Raw genomic sequence first — 19737 nt, forward strand, 5'->3', positions numbered from 1 at the left:
AAGGGCCATTAAGAATAATACTCTTATGTTTGAATAATTACTCTGTTTATTATCTTGACACAGCCAGGCATAAAAGAGAGTATTTCAACACTGTGGGGTGCCTGTGTTGCTCCGGCAACACAAGTCAACCTGCTGGAAAGGCCGCGAACCAGACCAGCAATAAAAAACCGCCAAATTCGGCGGTTTTTTATTTTCGGCGGTTTTTTATTGCCTGTATAAAGCTTATTTCAATGGCTCAACCGGTAAATCTGCCCGTGCGCCCCATTCACTCCACGCACCGTCGTATAATTTTACGTTTGGCACATCCAGCGTCGCGAGTGCCAACAAAACCACGGCTGCTGTTACACCAGAGCCGCAGCTGACGATAATCGGTTTGTCATAGCTGACGCCGCGACCAAAAAATATCGCATCCAGTTCATCGGTCGTTTTTAGTTCGCCTTCGCGCACCAGTTCCGTCCACGGAACGTTCAATGCACCGGGAATATGTCCGCGACGTAAACCTGGGCGAGGTTCATCAACTTCTGCGTTAAAACGTGCAGCCGGGCGGGCATCAATAATTTGCGCCGTATTTTCATGGCTTGCCAATAACACATCGGTTACTTTCACCACTGCTTCAGGATTAAACGCGGCGTTAAACTCTCCTTCCGGCAGCTCTACTGCACCTTCTTCTAACAACAGATCATCGCGCTGCCAGCCTGCAAGTCCACCCCCCAGAATCGACACTTTCTCTACACCAAAGGTGCGCAGCATCCACCATGCTCGTGGGGCTGAGAAAAGATTACCTTCGTCATAGACAATCAGGTGCTTATCCTGGTTAACGCCTAATTCACGCATCGCCACGGCGAACGTTTCCGGGCGCGGCAGCATGTGCGGAAGCGGGGAAGTGTGATCAGAAAGCGCTTCGATATCAAAAAACACTGCGCCGGGAATATGTCCATTCAGATACTCCTGAGCAACGTTACGATCTTCCTGTCCAGGCGACGCCATGCGGGCATCGATAATCTGAATTTCCGGGTCATCAATATGTTCGGCGAGCCAGTCGGCTCCTACAAACCATGTCGTGGACATAGGCATCTCCATTTTTGCCGGGGTTAGGCTAAATTGTCGGATGTTTAGTGAAAAGCGACAAGCAAAAGAGGCTGATTTGGCTGTCTGAGCCACAATTCTCACTAAAATTCGGATTGTATGGGCGTGATACTGAATTACATAACGTAAATTCTCACGCATAATAATTATTCGACGTTGCTAACGGGCCATTGTGGCAGGGATGAAAAATGAAAAAGTTACGCGTAGCCGCCTGCATGCTAATGCTGGCGCTGGCAGGGTGCGACAACAACGATAACGCGCCAACAGCGGTGAAAAAAGATGCGCCTTCTGAAGTTACTAAAGCGGCCTCTTCAGAAAACGCGAGTTCAGCAAAACTCTCCGTGCCGGAGCGACAAAAACTGGCACAACAGAGTGCCGGTAAGGCGCTGACATTGCTGGATCTCTCTGAAGTCCAACTTGATGGTGCAGCCACGCTGGTGCTGACGTTCTCCATCCCTCTCGACCCGGATCAGGATTTCTCACGCGTTATTCATGTCGTCGATAAAAAAAGCGGCAAAGTGGATGGTGCCTGGGAGCTGTCAGATAATCTTAAAGAGCTGCGTTTACGCCACCTCGAACCGAAACGTGATTTGATCGTTACTATTGGCAAGGAGGTCAAAGCACTCAACAACGCAACCTTCAGTAAAGATTACGAAAAAACTATAACTACCCGCGACATCCAACCCAGCGTCGGTTTTGCCAGCCGTGGTTCGCTGCTGCCTGGTAAAGTCGTTGAAGGGCTGCCGGTAATGGCGCTCAACGTTAATAATGTCGATGTTAACTTCTTCCGCGTTAAGCCAGAATCTCTGCCAGCATTCATTAGCCAATGGGAATACCGCAATTCGCTGGCGAACTGGCAGTCAGACAAACTGCTGCAGATGGCGGATCTGGTCTACACCGGACGGTTTGATCTCAATCCTGCGCGTAACACCCGTGAAAAATTATTGCTGCCGCTGGGCGATATCAAACCGCTTCAGCAGGCGGGCGTGTATCTGGCTGTGATGAATCAGGCTGGACGTTACGATTACAGTAATCCCGCGACGCTGTTTACGTTAAGTGATATCGGCGTTTCAGCTCACCGTTATCACAATCGTCTGGATATCTTTACCCAAAGTCTGGAAAACGGCGCGGCCCAGCAAGGAATTGAAGTCTCTTTATTAAATGAGAAAGGGCAGACTCTGACTCAGGCAACCAGTGACGCTCAGGGGCATGTGCAGCTGGAAAATGATAAAAACGCCGCATTATTGCTGGCACGTAAAGACGGTCAGACAACGCTACTCGATTTAAAACTTCCGGCGCTGGACTTAGCAGAATTTAACATTGCTGGCGCGCCAGGCTATAGCAAACAGTTTTTCATGTTTGGCCCGCGCGATCTTTATCGCCCGGGTGAAACGGTCATCCTCAATGGTTTGCTGCGTGATGCAGACGGTAAAGCGTTGCCCAATCAACCCATCAAGTTAGAAGTGATTAAACCCGATGGGCAGGTACTCAGGAGCGTCGTTAGTCAGCCGGAAAATGGCCTCTACCACTTTACCTGGTCACTCGATAGCAATGCGGCAACCGGTATGTGGCATATTCGCGCTAACACGGGCGATAACCAGTATCGGATGTGGGATTTCCACGTCGAAGATTTTATGCCAGAGCGTATGGCGCTGAATCTGACCGGTGAGAAAACCCCGCTTACGCCGAATGATGAAGTGAAATTCTCCGTGGTGGGATACTACCTGTACGGTGCACCTGCTAATGGTAATACTTTGCAAGGGCAACTTTTCCTGCGCCCACTGCGTGAGGCTGTGTCAGCCTTACCTGGTTTTGAATTCGGCGATATAGCTGCCGAAAACCTTTCCCGCACGCTGGATGAAGTTCAGTTGACGCTGGATGATAAAGGGCGCGGCGAAGTTTCTACAGAAAGCCAGTGGAAGGAAACGCATTCCCCATTACAGGTTATTTTCCAGGGTAGTTTGCTGGAATCGGGCGGTCGCCCAGTGACGCGCCGCGCTGAGCAGGCTATCTGGCCTGCCGATGCATTGCCGGGGCTCCGTCCGCAGTTCGCCTCGAAATCGGTTTACGATTATCGCACTGACAGCACGGTGAAACAGCCCATTGTTGATGAAGGCAGTAACGCCGCTTTTGACATCGTTTATAGCGATGCGCAAGGCGTGAAAAAAGCCGTGTCGGGCTTGCAGGTGCGCCTGATTCGCGAACGCCGCGATTACTACTGGAACTGGTCAGAAGATGAAGGCTGGCAATCACAGTTTGATCAAAAAGATCTGATTGAAAATGAACAAACTCTGGATCTGAAAGCGGACGAAACCGGCAAGGTCAGTTTCCCGGTAGAGTGGGGCGCTTATCGTCTGGAAGTCAAAGCGCCGAATGAAGCGGTCAGTAGTGTGCGTTTCTGGGCTGGCTATAGCTGGCAGGACAACAGCGACGGGAGCGGTGCCGTGCGACCCGACCGTGTCACGCTGAAACTGGATAAAGCCAGTTATCGCCCTGGCGATACCATTAAGTTGCATATTGCCGCGCCAACGGCGGGTAAAGGTTATGCGATGGTCGAGTCCAGTGAAGGGCCGCTGTGGTGGCAAGAGATTGATGTTCCGGCTCAAGGGCTGGATCTGACGATTCCGGTCGATAAAACCTGGAATCGTCATGATCTTTATTTGAGTACGCTGGTGGTGCGTCCTGGCGATAAATCTCGCTCCGCGACGCCAAAACGCGCGGTTGGTGTGTTGCATCTGCCGCTTGGTGATGAAAACCGTCGCCTCGATCTGGCGCTGGAAACACCAGCAAAAATGCGTCCCAATCAACCATTAACCGTGAAAATTAAAGCCAGCACTAAAAATGGCGAGAAGCCTAAACAGGTGAATGTGCTGGTGTCTGCCGTTGATAGTGGTGTGCTGAATCTTACTGACTACGTCACGCCAGATCCGTGGCAGGCGTTCTTTGGTCAGAAACGCTATGGCGCAGACATTTACGATATTTACGGTCAGGTTATTGAAGGTCAGGGGCGTCTGGCAGCTCTGCGTTTCGGTGGCGATGGTGATGAGCTGAAACGTGGTGGTAAACCGCCGGTCAATCACGTCAATATTGTCGCGCAGCAGGCGCTGCCGGTAACGCTCAACGAACAGGGCGAAGGCTCGGTTACACTGCCGATTGGCGATTTTAACGGTGAATTGCGCGTCATGGCGCAAGCCTGGACGGCAGATGACTTCGGTAGCAACGAAAGCAAAGTGATAGTTGCCGCACCGGTGATTGCTGAACTGAACATGCCGCGCTTTATGGCGAGTGGTGATACCTCGCGTCTGACGCTGGATATCACTAATCTTACCGATAAACCGCAAAAACTGAACGTTGCCCTGACCGCCAGTGGTTTGCTTGAACTGGTCAGCGATTCACCCGCAGCCGTTGAATTAGCGCCAGGTGTGCGTACTACGCTGTTTATCCCGGTGCGAGCATTGCCGGGTTATGGCGATGGAGAAATTCAGGCCACCATTAGCGGGTTAGCGTTACCGGGTGAAACCGTTGCCGATCAGCATAAGCAGTGGAAAATCGGCGTCCGTCCGGCGTTCCCGGCACAAACGGTTAATTACGGTACGGCGTTGCAGCCTGGTGAGACATGGGCGATTCCGGCGGATGGATTGCAAAACTTCTCGCCTGTTACGCTGGAAGGGCAATTGTTGTTGAGCGGCAAACCACCGCTGAACATCGCACGTTATATCAAAGAGTTAAAAGCGTATCCGTACGGCTGTCTTGAGCAAACCGCCAGCGGCCTGTTCCCGTCACTTTATACCAACGCAGCCCAACTGCAGGCGTTGGGCATCAAAGGCGACAGTGATGAGAAACGCCGTGCATCGGTCGATATCGGCATTTCCCGTTTGCTGCAAATGCAACGTGATAACGGCGGCTTTGCGCTGTGGGATAAAAACGGTGACGAAGAGTACTGGCTGACGGCTTACGTGATGGATTTCCTGGTCCGCGCAGGCGAACAGGGTTACAGCGTGCCGACAGACGTCATTAACCGGGGTAATGAGCGTCTGCTGCGCTATTTACAAGATCCAGGCATGATGTCGATCCCGTACGCGGATAATCTCAAAGCCAGTAAATTCGCCGTACAGTCTTACGCTGCGCTGGTGCTGGCCCGTCAGCAAAAAGCACCACTGGGTGCGCTGCGTGAAATCTGGGAGCATCGTGCAGATGCTGCGTATGGATTACCGCTGCTGCAACTTGGCGTTGCGCTGAAAACCATGGGTGATGCGACGCGTGGTGAAGAAGCGATTGCGCTGGCGCTGAAAACGCCGAGAAATAGTGATGAGCGGATATGGCTGGGTGATTACGGTAGTCCACTGCGCGACAACGCGTTGATGCTCTCCTTGCTGGAAGAAAATAAACTGCTACCCGATGAGCAGTACACTTTGCTGAACACACTTTCGCAGCAGGCGTTTGGTGAACGCTGGCTATCGACGCAGGAAAGTAACGCGTTGTTCCTGGCTGCCCGTACGATTCAGGATTTACCGGGTAAATGGCAGGCGCAAACCTCTTTCTCAGCTGAGCCGCTGACAGGCGAGAAAGCGCAAAACAGCAATCTGAATAGCGATCAACTTGCTACCTTGCAGGTGACCAACAGTGGCGATCAGCCGTTATGGCTGCGTGTGGATGCCAGCGGTTATCCGCAATCCGCACCTTTACCGGCGAACAATGTGCTGCAAATCGAGCGTCATATTCTTGGTACTGATGGTAAGAGCAAATCGCTGGACTCGTTACGTAGCGGCGATCTGGTGCTGGTCTGGTTGCAGGTAAAAGCCAGTAACAGCGTGCCGGATGCGTTAGTCGTGGATCTGCTGCCTGCGGGTCTGGAACTGGAAAACCAGAATCTGGCGAACGGTAGCGCCAGCCTGGAGCAAAGTGGTGGCGAAGTGCAGAACTTACTGAACCAGATGCAGCAGGCGAGTATTAAGCACATTGAGTTCCGTGACGATCGCTTTGTGGCGGCGGTTGCCGTTGATGAATACCAACCGGTAACGCTGGTGTATCTGGCGCGGGCGGTGACGCCGGGAACGTATCAGGTACCGCAACCGATGGTGGAATCAATGTATGTTCCCCAATGGCGGGCGACCGGCGCGGCTGAAGATTTGCTGATTGTCAGACCGTAAATGCCTCGCTTGTTAACCAAACGCGGCTGCTGGATAACGCTGGCAGCTGCGCCCTTTCTCCTTTTTCTTGCAGCGTGGGGAGCAGATAAACTCTGGCCTCTACCGCTGCATGAAGTCAATCCCGCACGAGTGGTCGTGGCGCAGGATGGTACGCCGCTCTGGCGCTTCGCCGATGCTGACGGCATCTGGCGTTATCCGGTAACAATCGAAGATGTTTCTCCACGTTACCTTGAAGCGCTGATCAATTATGAAGATCGCTGGTTCTGGAAGCATCCGGGGGTGAATCCATTCTCGGTGGCGCGCGCAGCATGGCAAGATCTCACTTCGGGACGGGTTATTTCCGGTGGCAGCACGCTCACTATGCAGGTTGCTCGTCTGCTTGATCCTCACCCCAAAACATTTGGCGGCAAAATTCGCCAGCTCTGGCGCGCGTTGCAACTGGAATGGCATCTGTCTAAGCGTGAAATTCTGACCTTGTATCTTAACCGCGCTCCGTTTGGCGGTACGTTGCAGGGGATCGGTGCGGCAAGTTGGGCTTATCTCGGAAAGTCGCCTGCGAATTTAAGCTATTCCGAGGCGGCAATGCTGGCGGTTTTGCCGCAAGCGCCCAGCCGTCTTCGCCCGGATCGTTGGCCGGAGCGTGCCGAAGTCGCGCGTAATAAAGTGCTCGAACGGATGGCCGTGCAAGGTGTGTGGTCCCGTGAGCAGGTAAAAGAGTCAAGGGAAGAACCCATCTGGCTGGCACCCCGACAAATGCCGCAACTGGCACCGCTGTTTTCGCGCATGATGCTCGGTAAAAGCAAAAGCGACAAAATCGTTACTACGCTGGATGCCGGTCTTCAACGACGTCTGGAAGAACTGGCGCAAAACTGGAAAGGACGATTACCACCGCGCAGCTCACTGGCGATGATCGTGGTTGATCATACCGATATGCGTGTTCGCGGCTGGGTGGGTTCGGTTGATCTCAACGATGATTCACGCTTTGGTCATGTTGATATGGTCAATGCGATCCGATCGCCAGGGTCGGTGCTCAAACCGTTTGTTTACGGTCTGGCGCTGGATGAAGGCTTGATCCATCCGGCATCGCTGTTGCAAGACGTCCCCCGGCGCACCGGTGATTATCGACCAGGTAACTTTGATAGCGGTTTTCATGGCCCGATCAGCATGAGCGAGGCGCTGGTGCGCTCGCTGAATTTACCTGCTGTGCAGGTACTGGAAGCCTATGGACCGAAACGGTTTGCGGCAAAGTTACGCAATGTTGGATTGCCGTTATATTTGCCCAACGGTGCGGCGCCGAATCTTTCGCTCATTCTCGGCGGCGCTGGTGCAAAACTGGAAGATATGGCGGCAGCGTATACCGCGTTTGCTCGCCAGGGCAAGGCAGGCAAATTGCGCTTACAGCCTGACGATCCGCTGCTTGAACGGCCTTTAATGTCGTCGGGGGCTGCGTGGATCATTCGCCGGATTATGGCTGATGAAGCGCAACCCTTGCCGGATGGTGCCTTGCCGCGCGTCGCCCCACTGGCATGGAAAACGGGCACCAGCTATGGCTATCGTGACGCCTGGGCGATTGGGGTTAACGCTCGCTATGTCATTGGGATCTGGACTGGCAGACCGGACGGCACGCCCGTTGTTGGTCAGTTTGGCTTTGCCAGTGCCGTACCATTGTTGAATCAGGTCAATAATATCTTACTGTCGCGCAGTGCTAATCTGCCGGAAGACCCGCGCCCGAACTCAGTCACTCGTGGCGTTATTTGCTGGCCGGGCGGACAGTCTTTGCCGGAAGGTGACGGTAACTGTCGCCGCCGCCTGGCAACCTGGCTGCTGGACGGGAGTCAGCCGCCAACTCTATTACTGCCGGAGCAGGAAGGCATTAATGGCATTCGTTTCCCCATCTGGCTGGATGAAAATGGCAAACGTGTTGCCGCTGATTGCCCTCAGGCGCAACAAGAAATGATAAATGTCTGGCCGCTACCGCTGGAACCCTGGTTGCCCGCATCAGAACGTCGCGCTGTGCGCTTACCACCGGCCTCGACAATTTGCCCGCCATACGGTCACGATGCCCAGCTCCCGCTGCAGCTGACAGGCGTTCGCGATGGCGAGATTATTAAACGTTTACCGGGCGCAGCGGAAGCGACTTTGCCGTTGCAATCAAGTGGAGGGGCAGGTGAACGCTGGTGGTTTCTGAATGGCGAACCGTTAACTGAACGCGGGCGCAACGTGACCCTGCATTTGACGGATAAAGGTGATTATCAATTGCTGGTGATGGATGACGTAGGGCAAATCGCGTCAGTACATTTTTCATTTCAGTGAAATATACAAAATATTTATTAATCTAATTATGGTATTTATATTTGGAATGCATTAATAATTTAATAATCTCACGTTTTTTTAAACGACTAATTATTTGATTGTTATCAGCATTGTTCTCGAATAAATACGTGAATATTTATTTTTTCATTTTCGGGAACGCAAGATGGATACGCCAGACGAAAAGGAACGCATTACATTTCCGCAAGTATCACGACGTAGTTTTTTACAAGCGACTTCCGCGCTTATCACTTTGCCTTTTATTTCTTCTACCGCAAAGGCGCAATCCCCAGATGCGTCGCCAGAAGTTACAGCTCCGGTGGCTGATAAAGTCGTGCCCACCTGTAGCACATTTGAATGCGGTGGTAAGTGCGATATTCGGGCGCATATGCGCGACGGTGTGGTGACGCAAATTACCACGCTTCCCGATAACGAACTGGATCCACAAATGCCGATTATGCGCGCCTGTGTTCGTGGTCGCGGCTATCGTAAATTTGTTTATCATCCAGACCGTTTGAAATATCCGATGAAGCGGGTAGGTAAACGAGGCGAGGGTAAATTTGAGCGTATTTCATGGGATGAGGCGACGACCTTAATTGCCGATAACCTGAAAAGGATCACGCAACAATATGGCCCGGCTTCACGTTATGTCCATGTCGGGACGGCTGTTTCTGGTGGAACATTTTCTGGCGATGCGATGGCGCGTCGGCTGTTAAATTTAACCGGTGGTTATCTTGAATATTATCACTCAGTTAGTCTGGGTAATACTGCGGCGGCAACGCCTTACACGTATGGCGTGGCGGCCAGCGGTAACTCGATGGATACTCTTCTGGATACCAAACTGGTGATCCTCTGGGGGCATAACCCAACGGAAACCATCTTCGGTCACACCAATTACTTTTTTCAAAAAATGAAGCAAAACGGTACGCGTTTTATCGTGGTAGATCCGCGTTATTCCGACACTGTATCTTCGCTTGCCGATCAGTGGATCCCGCTGCTGCCGACCACGGACAATGCGTTGATGGACGCGATGATGTACGTCATTATCAGCGAGAATCTCCACGATAAGACATTTATCGACACATATACTCTCGGTTTTGATGAAAACTCTATGCCAGAAGGCGTACCAGCCAACGAATCGTTGGTTGCCTACCTTTTTGGCGCAAAAGATGGGATACACAAAACGCCGGAATGGGCAGAAAAAATTACCCACGTTCCAGCACAATCCATTCGTCAACTGGCACGCGATTACGCCACTATAAAACCCGCAGCGTTGATTCAGGGATGGGGGCCACAGCGACATATTTGCGGCGAACGCACCGCCCGAGGTTCAACTTTACTGGCCTCGATTACCGGTAACGTCGGCATCAAAGGTGGCTGGGCGGCAGGTTACGGCGGTAGTTCTAATCGTAAATTCTGCGTTGGACCAGATATGCCAGAAAATCCGGTACAAGCGAAAATCTCGATTATGAACTGGATGCAGGCGGCGGATGATGCTTCTAAAGTTACGCCGCAAGATGGGCTTAAAGGTGTCGATAAACTCGACAGTAATATCCGCCTGCTGTTCTCACTGGCAGGTAATTATCTGGCGAACCAGAACCCGGACGTCCACCAGGCCGCGAAGCTCCTTGAAGACGAATCTAAAATAGAATTCATCGTACTCAGCGATCTGTTCATGACTCCGAGCGCGAAATATGCCGATGTGTTGCTGCCGGAAACCAGCTTTATGGAACGCTGGAATATCGGCGAAACATGGGGAACGGCGAGCTATCTTATTCTGTCAGAAAAACTGATTGAGCCGGATTTTGAACGTCGCACCGATTATGACTGGTTGCGTGACGTGGCGAAAAAACTGGGTGTCGAAGCCGAGTTCAGTCAAGGACGTGATGAGAAGCAATGGATCGAGCATATCTGGGAGCAAACTCGTCTGGCGATGCCGGATGAAAATTTGCCGGACTTCGCGACCCTGCAAAAAACACGTCGACATCTTTTTAAAAGTGCGCCGCACATCGCTTTCGAAGCAAATATTCGCGATCCGCAGAATAATCCTTTCCCGACGCCTTCCGGCAAAATTGAGATCTTCTCTAAGCGTCTTTTTGATATGCAAGATCCAGAAATTCCCGCGCTTTCGCACTATGTCCCTGCCTTTGAAGGGCCAGAAGATAAACTGACGGCGAAATACCCGCTGCAGCTCATCACCTGGAAAGGGAAAAACCGTGCTAATTCCACCCAGTATGCTAACCCGTGGCTGCAAGAAGTTCAGACGCAAAAACTCTGGCTGAATCCGCAAGATGCAAAACAGCGCGGGATTGTCGAAGGAGATAGCGTAAAAATTTATAACGATCGTGGTGTGAGCATTATCCCGGTGGAAATAACCCCCCGTATCATCCCTGGCGTAGTTGCTATGCAGGCGGGGGCATGGTGGCAACCGGATGCACAAGGTATCGATCGCGGAGGCTGTGCCAATGTACTGAGTTCGACCCGCATTACGGCGCTGGCGAAAGGGAATTCGCATCAAACAATGCTGGTGGAGGTTGAGAAAGCATGAGCCAATTTAAAGAATTTGCATCTGTCAGCGACAAACAATTAGGGTTCTTTATTGACTCTTCGCGTTGTTCGGGCTGTAAAGCGTGTCAGGTGGCCTGTAAAGACAAAAACAACCTTGAGGTTGGGCGACGTTTTCGCCGCGTGTATGAAGTGAACGGAGGTGGCTTCATCGCCACTGGAGAGGGCGGTGTGAGTCATAATGTCTTTGCTTATACCCTTTCTGTTTCCTGTAACCATTGCGCGGATCCGATCTGTACCAAAAATTGCCCGACGATGGCGATGCATAAGCGTCCCGGAGACGGTATTGTGCGCGTGAATACTGATAAGTGCGTCGGTTGCGGTTACTGCGCCTGGTCCTGTCCTTACGGCGCACCACAAATGAATGAGCAGACCGGGCAGATGTCGAAATGCGATTTCTGTATTGATCTGCAAGCTAAAGGAGAACAACCCATTTGCGTGGCAACGTGCCCGTTGGGGGCGATTAAGTTCGGCCCTATTGATGAGTTGCGTGAAAAGTATGGCGATGTCAGTGATGTGAAAGGTTTACCTGATTCGTTGATTACGCAGCCAAATCTGGTGATTAAACCGCATCAGGGCGCAGAAAAGGAGGCGTCACATCATGCATGAATTACCGTTAATGGCTTTTACGCTGTTGTTACAGGCATCGGTCGGTATGACGTTGTGGCTGGCGTTTCTTCATCGTCATATTTTAATCACCTCCAGCGCCCGCCCGGTTATGCGGCCGCCATTACTGTTGGCTTTTTTGGCAGGTGCCGTAGGGTTACTGATTTCTACCTTACATCTGGGTTATCCACTTAATGCGATGCATGCGCTAAGCCACTTTTCCAGTTCATGGCTGAGTCGGGAAATTATCTTTGGTGCGCTGTATCTGGCGCTATTGGGTTTATCCACATTACTGGTCATGTTACGCAAAGGCGGCTGGCAACTCCTGCTTATTCTAGCGGCAGTGGTCGGGATTGTTGATGTTTTCTGCATGGCGCAAGTTTACATCCATACGTCGATTATCACCTGGCAGCATTACAACACGCTGATTATGTTCTTAGGTACAGTGGGAATTCTCGGTTCAGCGCTGGTAGCAGTGTTTCGTATTAGCGGAATTTTGCCGCAGATTGATGCCCTGCGTAATGGATGCGTGTTGGTGATCGCTCTCCTGGTTCTGCTGCGTTTGTTGGTTCAGCCGTTGTGGATAGGGGATTTAACGGCAAATGCGATGCAGATAGCCACATTGCCACATGCGCCATTAGCGATGCTGGGACAGTTAAAACCCATACTGACACTAAGCTGGGGAATTTCCGTCATTGGGATGATGTTCTTTGCTGTCGGTGGTTGTAAAAAGAATATCCCGGCGGCGTTATTCGGTAGCGTAATGCTAGTGGGGAGTGAAGTTATGCTGCGTTTTGTCTTTTTTAGTATCGGCTAATGTTAAGTCATAACATAACGATTGGCGCGGAATGCGCGCGCCAACGCTTTCGTTTTGCAACATGTCATGCCTGTGTCGAGGCTTGCCCGGCACAGGCGCTAACGCTGACAGAAGAGGGCATAGCGGTCGACGCGGAACAATGTATTGAGTGTGCGGTTTGCCAGTTTATTTGTCCGCAAGAGGCTATTCGTGGCGTTAATTCCCCTTTACGTTATTTTCGCAATCACACCCTGGTCGCACCTTTCACCACTATTGCGCCGACGCTGGAAGAACTTTTGCTATGGCATAAAGAGCAGGGGATCACAGCGATCGCGATTGATCTGAGTCAGGCGAAGGCATGGGAGCGCGCATTATTGCTGTTAAACGAACGCTTACGGCAATATGGCGAGGAAGGCTGGTCTGTGGTATCTCCACATACCAGTGAGGTGAATGTTTCCCGGCGTCGTTTGTTCCATGTGCAGCGTGCGGATGTTCAGATGACACAAATACAACCAGGATTACGTCGGTTACATTATTTATGGCCCCAGATTAGTGATGCTCGCCCGATGATGGATCCTCAAAAGTGTCAGCTTTGCGGTGCATGCTGGCGGGCCTGCGAGCAACAGGTCTTTTCGCTTAACGAAGGCCATTTACAAATCAATGATGCCTTGTGTAACGGATGCCAAAATTGTATTGCTGTTTGTTTTCATCAGGCAATGACCGTTGAATTGACGATTCTACCGGCAAAAATTGTGAATCTTCATGCTAATCGCAAAGTCTGTAAAACCTGTCAAAAATCCTTTCTTACTTTTCAGCAAAATGCGCAAAATTGTCTTTATTGCCAACGTCATCGTTATGGGATGAGAACACCATAAAAGTCGAGTTGTTGCTAAAACTCATTTTATTTTAAAAAAATGTTACCTTCATCAATAGTCAACGGCTCTGTTGCTCATTATAATCCGCGCCATCTCGTACGCTGGTACAGACAACAACAGAACAATTTACAGAGGTAAAAATGGCTATTGAACGTACTTTTTCCATTATCAAACCGAACGCGGTAGCAAAAAACGTCATTGGTAATATCTTTGCGCGCTTTGAAGCTGCAGGGTTCAAAATTGTCGGCACCAAAATGCTGCACCTGACCGTTGAACAGGCTCGTGGCTTTTATGCTGAACACGATGGAAAACCGTTCTTTGATGGTCTGGTTGAATTCATGACCTCTGGCCCGATCGTGGTTTCCGTGCTGGAAGGTGAAAACGCCGTTCAGCGTCACCGCGATCTGCTGGGCGCGACCAATCCGGCAAACGCACTGGCCGGTACTCTGCGCGCTGATTACGCTGACAGCCTGACCGAAAATGGTACCCACGGTTCTGACTCCGTCGAATCTGCCGCTCGCGAAATCGCTTATTTCTTCGGCGAAGGCGAAGTGTGCCCGCGCACCCGTTAATAATTTCGTAAATGCCGCGTGCAAACGTGGCATCCGTGCGCCAGAATTTGTACAATGCAGCGCCCCCGGACGAGCAGCCGCTCACCGGGGCGTTTCTTTTTTCAACCCTCCAGGGGCCATAACGTGTAATAACGAGGCCGGAATAGCATATGTCTGAACAATTAGTCACACCTGAAAACGTCACCACGAAAGATGGAAAAATCAACCTGCTGGATCTCAACCGTCAGCAGATGCGGGAGTTTTTTAAAGATTTAGGTGAAAAACCCTTCCGCGCCGATCAGGTGATGAAGTGGATGTATCACTATTGCTGCGACAACTTTGATGAGATGACCGACATCAACAAAGTGTTGCGCGGCAAACTGAAAGAGGTGGCGGAGATCCGCGCACCGGAAGTGGTTGAAGAACAGCGTTCATCTGACGGCACCATTAAATGGGCGATCGCCGTAGGCGATCAGCGCATCGAAACGGTGTATATCCCGGAAGACGACCGTGCCACGCTCTGCGTCTCTTCGCAGGTGGGGTGTGCGCTGGAGTGTAAATTCTGTTCCACCGCCCAGCAGGGCTTTAACCGCAACCTGCGGGTATCGGAAATTATCGGCCAGGTTTGGCGTGCGGCGAAAATCGTCGGCGCAGCAAAAGTCACCGGTCAGCGCCCAATCACTAACGTAGTGATGATGGGCATGGGCGAGCCGCTGCTCAACCTGAACAACGTCGTTCCGGCGATGGAAATCATGCTTGATGATTTCGGTTTTGGCCTGTCTAAACGTCGCGTGACGCTTTCCACTTCCGGTGTAGTTCCAGCGCTGGATAAACTGGGCGATATGATCGACGTTGCGCTGGCAATTTCCCTGCACGCGCCGAACGACGAAATTCGTGACGAAATTGTGCCGATCAACAAAAAGTACAATATCGAAACGTTCCTTGCTGCGGTGCGCCGTTATCTGGAGAAATCCAACGCCAATCAAGGCCGAGTCACTATTGAATACGTGATGCTTGACCACGTTAACGACGGCACTGAACACGCGCACCAACTGGCGGAACTGCTGAAAGATACGCCGTGTAAGATCAACCTGATCCCGTGGAACCCGTTCCCGGGCGCACCGTATGGACGCAGCTCGAACAGCCGTATCGACCGTTTCTCAAAAGTGCTGATGAGCTACGGTTTCACCACTATTGTGCGTAAAACGCGTGGTGATGATATCGATGCTGCCTGTGGTCAGTTGGCGGGCGATGTTATCGACCGTACGAAACGTACCCTGCGTAAACGGATGCAGGGTGAAGCCATCGACATTAAAGCGGTCTGATAGCCATTACGCCACGGTTACTTTATGTACCGTGGCGTAATGTTTTATGAATGAAGTATTAAGTTGCAATTGTCTGGTCAATATTAACGGTGCGTTTTTGCTGACTTTAAGGCAGTATGTAACGATGCAACAGTAAGTTAGCCTTAGTGAATGTGGACTTTGTCACGAGCACACAGACGGTCTTATACTGTATGATAACGGTTAACTTAACGGATGTTTCGCGGTGTGGGTGAGCATGATGGTTCACCGGCATCTCAATTCTCATTTAAACGTACCTGCAGCGAATGAATACTGAAGCCACGCACGACCAAAATGAAGCACTTACTACCGGCGCTCGCCTGCGTAATGCTCGCGAACAACTAGGACTTAGTCAGCAGGCCGTTGCCGAGCGACTTTGCCTGAAGGTTTCCACGGTACGCGACATTGAAGAAGATAAGGCACCCGCCGATCTTGCTTCAACATTCCTGCGCGGATATATCCGCTCTTATGCGCGTCTGGTACATATTCCAGAAGAAGAACTGCTGCCAGGGCTGGAAAAGCAGGCTCCACTACGGGCTGCAAAAGTTGCGCCGATGCAGAGTTTTTCCCTCGGTAAACGCCGCAAAAAACGCGACGGCTGGCTGATGACCTTCACCTGGCTGGTGTTGTTTGTGGTTATCGGCCTGAGCGGTGCCTGGTGGTGGCAAGACCACAAAGCTCAGCAGGAAGAGATCACCACTATGGCCGATCAATCTTCGGCGGAACTGAGCAGTAATAGCGAGCAGGGGCAGAGTGTTCCGTTAAATACGTCGACAACTACAGACCCGGCTACAACGTCCACGCCGCCAGCGTCTGTGGATACTACCGCAACCAACACGCAAACACCTGCCGTAACTGCGCCAGCACCAGCTGTTGATCCGCAACAGAATGCGGTTGTTTCGCCTTCGCAGGCAAATGTTGATACCGCCGCGACCCCGGCATCAACGGCAGCAACAACGCCAGATGGTGCTGCGCCGTTGCCAACCGATCAGGCTGGCGTGACCACGCCGGTGGCTGATCCGAATGCGCTGGTGATGAACTTTACTGCCGATTGCTGGCTGGAGGTCACTGATGCTACCGGTAAAAAATTGTTTAGCGGTATGCAGCGTAAAGACGGTAATTTGAACTTAACCGGCCAGGCACCATACAAACTGAAAATTGGTGCGCCAGCCGCAGTACAGATCCAGTATCAAGGGAAACCTGTCGATCTGAGTCGTTTTATCAGAACTAACCAGGTTGCGCGTCTGACCCTCAATGCCGAACAATCACCGGCGCAGTAACAGACGGGTAACGCGGGAGATTTTTCATGCATAACCAGGCTCCAATTCAACGTAGAAAATCAACACGTATTTACGTTGGGAATGTGCCGATTGGCGATGGTGCTCCCATCGCCGTACAGTCCATGACCAATACGCGTACGACAGATGTCGAAGCAACGGTCAATCAAATCAAGGCGCTGGAACGCGTTGGCGCTGATATCGTCCGTGTCTCCGTACCGACGATGGACGCGGCAGAAGCGTTCAAACTCATCAAACAGCAGGTTAACGTGCCGCTGGTGGCTGACATCCACTTCGACTATCGCATTGCGCTGAAAGTAGCGGAATACGGCGTCGATTGTCTGCGTATTAACCCTGGCAATATCGGTAATGAAGAGCGTATTCGCATGGTGGTTGACTGTGCGCGCGATAAAAACATTCCGATCCGTATTGGCGTTAACGCCGGATCGCTGGAAAAAGATCTGCAAGAAAAGTATGGCGAACCGACGCCGCAGGCGTTGCTGGAATCCGCCATGCGCCATGTTGATCATCTCGATCGCCTGAACTTCGATCAGTTCAAAGTCAGCGTGAAAGCGTCTGACGTCTTCCTCGCTGTTGAGTCTTATCGTTTGCTGGCAAAACAAATCGATCAGCCGCTGCATCTGGGGATCACCGAAGCGGGTGGCGCGCGCAGCGGGGCAGTAAAATCCGCCATTGGCTTAGGTCTGCTGCTGTCTGAAGGCATCGGCGACACGCTGCGCGTATCACTGGCGGCCGATCCGGTCGAAGAGATCAAAGTCGGTTTCGATATTTTGAAATCGCTGCGTATCCGTTCGCGAGGTATCAACTTCATCGCCTGTCCGACCTGTTCGCGTCAGGAGTTTGATGTTATCGGTACGGTTAACGCGCTGGAGCAACGCCTGGAAGATATCATCACTCCGATGGACGTTTCGATTATCGGCTGCGTGGTGAATGGCCCAGGTGAGGCGCTGGTTTCTACACTCGGCGTCACCGGCGGCAACAAGAAAAGCGGCCTCTATGAAGATGGCGTGCGCAAAGACCGTCTGGACAACAACGATATGATCGACCAGCTGGAAGCACGCATTCGTGCGAAAGCCAGTCAGCTGGACGAAGCGCGTCGAATTGACGTTCAGCAGGTCGAAAAATAATAACGTGATGGGAAGCGCCTCGCTTCCCGTGTATGATTGAACCCGCATGGCTCCCCAAACATTGAGGGAAGCGTTGAGGGTTCATTTTTATATTCAGAAAGAGAATAAACGTGGCAAAAAACATTCAAGCCATTCGCGGCATGAACGATTACCTGCCTGGCGAAACGGCCATCTGGCAGCGCATTGAAGGCACACTGAAAAACGTGCTCGGCAGCTACGGTTACAGTGAAATCCGCTTGCCGATTGTAGAGCAGACCCCGCTATTCAAACGTGCGATTGGTGAAGTCACCGACGTGGTTGAAAAAGAGATGTACACCTTTGAGGATCGCAATGGCGACAGCCTGACTCTGCGCCCTGAAGGGACGGCGGGCTGTGTACGCGCCGGCATCGAGCATGGTCTTCTGTACAATCAGGAACAGCGTCTGTGGTATATCGGGCCGATGTTCCGTCACGAGCGTCCGCAGAAAGGGCGTTATCGTCAGTTCCATCAGTTGGGCTGCGAAGTTTTCGGTCTGCAAGGTCCGGATATCGACGCTGAACTGATTATGCTCACCGCCCGCTGGTGGCGCGCGCTGGGTATTTCCGAACACGTAACTCTTGAGCTGAATTCTATCGGTTCGCTGGAAGCACGCGCCAATTACCGCGATGCGCTGGTGGCATTCCTTGAGCAGCATAAAGAAAAGCTGGACGAAGACTGCAAACGCCGCATGTACACTAACCCGCTGCGCGTGCTGGATTCAAAAAATCCGGAAGTGCAGGCGCTTCTCAACGACGCTCCGGCATTAGGTGATTATCTGGACGAGGAATCTCGTGAGCATTTTGCCGGTCTGTGCAAACTGCTGGAGAGCGCGGGGATCGCTTACACCGTAAACCAGCGTCTGGTGCGTGGTCTGGATTACTATAACCGTACCGTTTTCGAGTGGGTGACTAACAGTCTCGGCTCCCAGGGCACCGTGTGTGCAGGCGGTCGTTATGACGGTCTTGTGGAACAACTGGGCGGTCGTGCAACACCGGCTGTCGGTTTTGCGATGGGCCTCGAACGTCTTGTATTGTTAGTACAGGCCGTTAATCCGGAATTTAAAGCCGATCCTGTTGTCGATATATACCTGGTGGCTTCAGGTGCTGATACACAATCTGCGGCTATGGCATTAGCTGAGCGTCTGCGTGATGAATTACCGGGCGTGAAATTGATGACCAACCACGGCGGCGGCAACTTTAAGAAACAGTTTGCCCGTGCTGATAAATGGGGTGCCCGCGTTGCTGTGGTGCTGGGTGAGTCTGAAGTGGCTAACGGCACAGCAGTAGTGAAGGATTTGCGCTCTGGTGAGCAAACGGCAGTTGCGCAGGATAGCGTAGCCGCGCATTTGCGCACGTTACTGGGTTAAGGAAGGAGAAGGACAGCGTGGAAATTTACGAGAACGAAAACGACCAGGTAGAAGCGGTTAAACGCTTTTTTGCTGAAAATGGCAAAGCACTGGCTGTTGGGGTGATTTTGGGCGTTGGCGCACTGATTGGCTGGCGCTACTGGAACAGCCATCAGGTTGATTCTGCACGCTCCGCTTCTCTTGCCTATCAAAATGCGGTTACCGCAGTGAGCGAAGGCAAACCGGATAGCATCCCGGCGGCGGAAAAATTTGCTGCTGAAAATAAAAATACTTATGGTGCGCTGGCTTCTTTGGAACTTGCGCAGCAATTTGTTGACAAAAATGAACTAGAGAAAGCTGCCGCCCAGTTACAACAGGGGCTGGCAGACACGAGCGATGAAAATCTCAAAGCCGTGATAAATCTGCGTCTTGCTCGCGTTCAGGTACAGCTCAAGCAGGCTGATGCCGCGCTGAAAACCCTTGATACCATCAAAGGTGAAGGGTGGGCTGCCATTGTTGCCGACCTGCGTGGTGAAGCATTGCTGAGCAAAGGTGATAAGCAAGGTGCGCGTAGTGCATGGGAAGCAGGCGTGAAAAGCGATGTTACTCCGGCACTGAGCGAAATGATGCAGATGAAAATTAATAATTTGTCCATCTGAGAGGGAC

Annotated in this window: 13 protein-coding genes; 12 read left to right on the top strand and 1 reads right to left on the bottom strand. The window is 51.8% G+C overall.

The genetic code is table 11. From position 1 onward, the window contains the following. Window positions 1-222 precede the first annotated feature (222 nt). Window positions 223-1068: a 3-mercaptopyruvate sulfurtransferase gene (sseA, locus tag ACJHW7_RS04300; RefSeq protein WP_000108625.1), complete on the bottom strand. Its 846-nt coding sequence runs from the start codon at window positions 1066-1068 to the stop codon at window positions 223-225. Between the two features lie 206 nt (window positions 1069-1274). On the opposite strand from sseA, the gene yfhM reads away from it, so the two are divergent. From yfhM to yfgM, 12 genes are all read left to right on the top strand, one after another. Next, window positions 1275-6236 carry an alpha2-macroglobulin gene (gene yfhM, locus ACJHW7_RS04305; RefSeq protein WP_021557082.1) on the top strand — a complete coding sequence of 1654 codons (4962 nt, stop codon included), beginning with the start codon at window positions 1275-1277 and terminating at the stop codon, window positions 6234-6236. Beyond that, window positions 6237-8549, top strand: coding sequence for a peptidoglycan glycosyltransferase PbpC (gene pbpC / locus ACJHW7_RS04310; protein WP_021557081.1), 2313 nt, complete (start codon window positions 6237-6239; stop codon window positions 8547-8549). It begins immediately after the preceding gene. Between the two features lie 163 nt (window positions 8550-8712). Continuing rightward, on the top strand, window positions 8713-11094 hold the full coding sequence (locus tag ACJHW7_RS04315; protein WP_021557080.1) for a DMSO/selenate family reductase complex A subunit: 2382 nt from the start codon (window positions 8713-8715) through the stop codon (window positions 11092-11094). Then, window positions 11091-11720 (top strand): DMSO/selenate family reductase complex B subunit, encoded by a 630-nt coding sequence (locus tag ACJHW7_RS04320; RefSeq protein ID WP_021557079.1) that lies wholly within the window; start codon window positions 11091-11093, stop codon window positions 11718-11720. Before ACJHW7_RS04315 ends, ACJHW7_RS04320 begins: the two co-directional genes overlap by 4 nt. Then, complete coding sequence (locus ACJHW7_RS04325) at window positions 11713-12534, top strand: dimethyl sulfoxide reductase anchor subunit family protein (RefSeq protein ID WP_000544900.1); 822 nt, start codon at window positions 11713-11715, stop codon at window positions 12532-12534. Before ACJHW7_RS04320 ends, ACJHW7_RS04325 begins: the two co-directional genes overlap by 8 nt. Continuing rightward, complete coding sequence (locus ACJHW7_RS04330) at window positions 12534-13388, top strand: 4Fe-4S dicluster domain-containing protein (RefSeq protein WP_000948591.1); 855 nt, start codon at window positions 12534-12536, stop codon at window positions 13386-13388. Before ACJHW7_RS04325 ends, ACJHW7_RS04330 begins: the two co-directional genes overlap by 1 nt. A 140-nt stretch (window positions 13389-13528) precedes the next feature. Then, window positions 13529-13960, top strand: a complete 432-nt coding sequence (gene ndk / locus ACJHW7_RS04335; protein WP_000963837.1) for a nucleoside-diphosphate kinase — start codon at window positions 13529-13531, stop codon at window positions 13958-13960. A gap of 149 nt (window positions 13961-14109) precedes the next feature. Further along, on the top strand, window positions 14110-15264 hold the full coding sequence (locus ACJHW7_RS04340; RefSeq protein WP_021557078.1) for a bifunctional tRNA (adenosine(37)-C2)-methyltransferase TrmG/ribosomal RNA large subunit methyltransferase RlmN: 1155 nt from the start codon (window positions 14110-14112) through the stop codon (window positions 15262-15264). A gap of 284 nt (window positions 15265-15548) precedes the next feature. Then, on the top strand, window positions 15549-16562 hold the full coding sequence (gene rodZ, locus ACJHW7_RS04345) for a cytoskeleton protein RodZ (RefSeq protein ID WP_001544016.1): 1014 nt from the start codon (window positions 15549-15551) through the stop codon (window positions 16560-16562). A 26-nt stretch (window positions 16563-16588) separates the two neighbouring features. Next, a complete protein-coding gene (gene ispG, locus ACJHW7_RS04350; RefSeq protein WP_000551807.1) occupies window positions 16589-17707 on the top strand; it encodes a flavodoxin-dependent (E)-4-hydroxy-3-methylbut-2-enyl-diphosphate synthase in 1119 nt (372 codons plus the stop codon). A gap of 110 nt (window positions 17708-17817) precedes the next feature. Continuing rightward, window positions 17818-19092, top strand: a complete 1275-nt coding sequence (gene hisS / locus ACJHW7_RS04355) for a histidine--tRNA ligase (protein WP_001107167.1) — start codon at window positions 17818-17820, stop codon at window positions 19090-19092. A 17-nt stretch (window positions 19093-19109) separates the two neighbouring features. Further along, complete coding sequence (gene yfgM, locus ACJHW7_RS04360; RefSeq protein WP_000409205.1) at window positions 19110-19730, top strand: ancillary SecYEG translocon subunit YfgM; 621 nt, start codon at window positions 19110-19112, stop codon at window positions 19728-19730. Window positions 19731-19737 lie beyond the last annotated feature (7 nt).

Source organism: Escherichia sp. WS1152 (assembly GCF_046487665.1).
Lineage (GTDB): Bacteria > Pseudomonadota > Gammaproteobacteria > Enterobacterales > Enterobacteriaceae > Escherichia > Escherichia coli.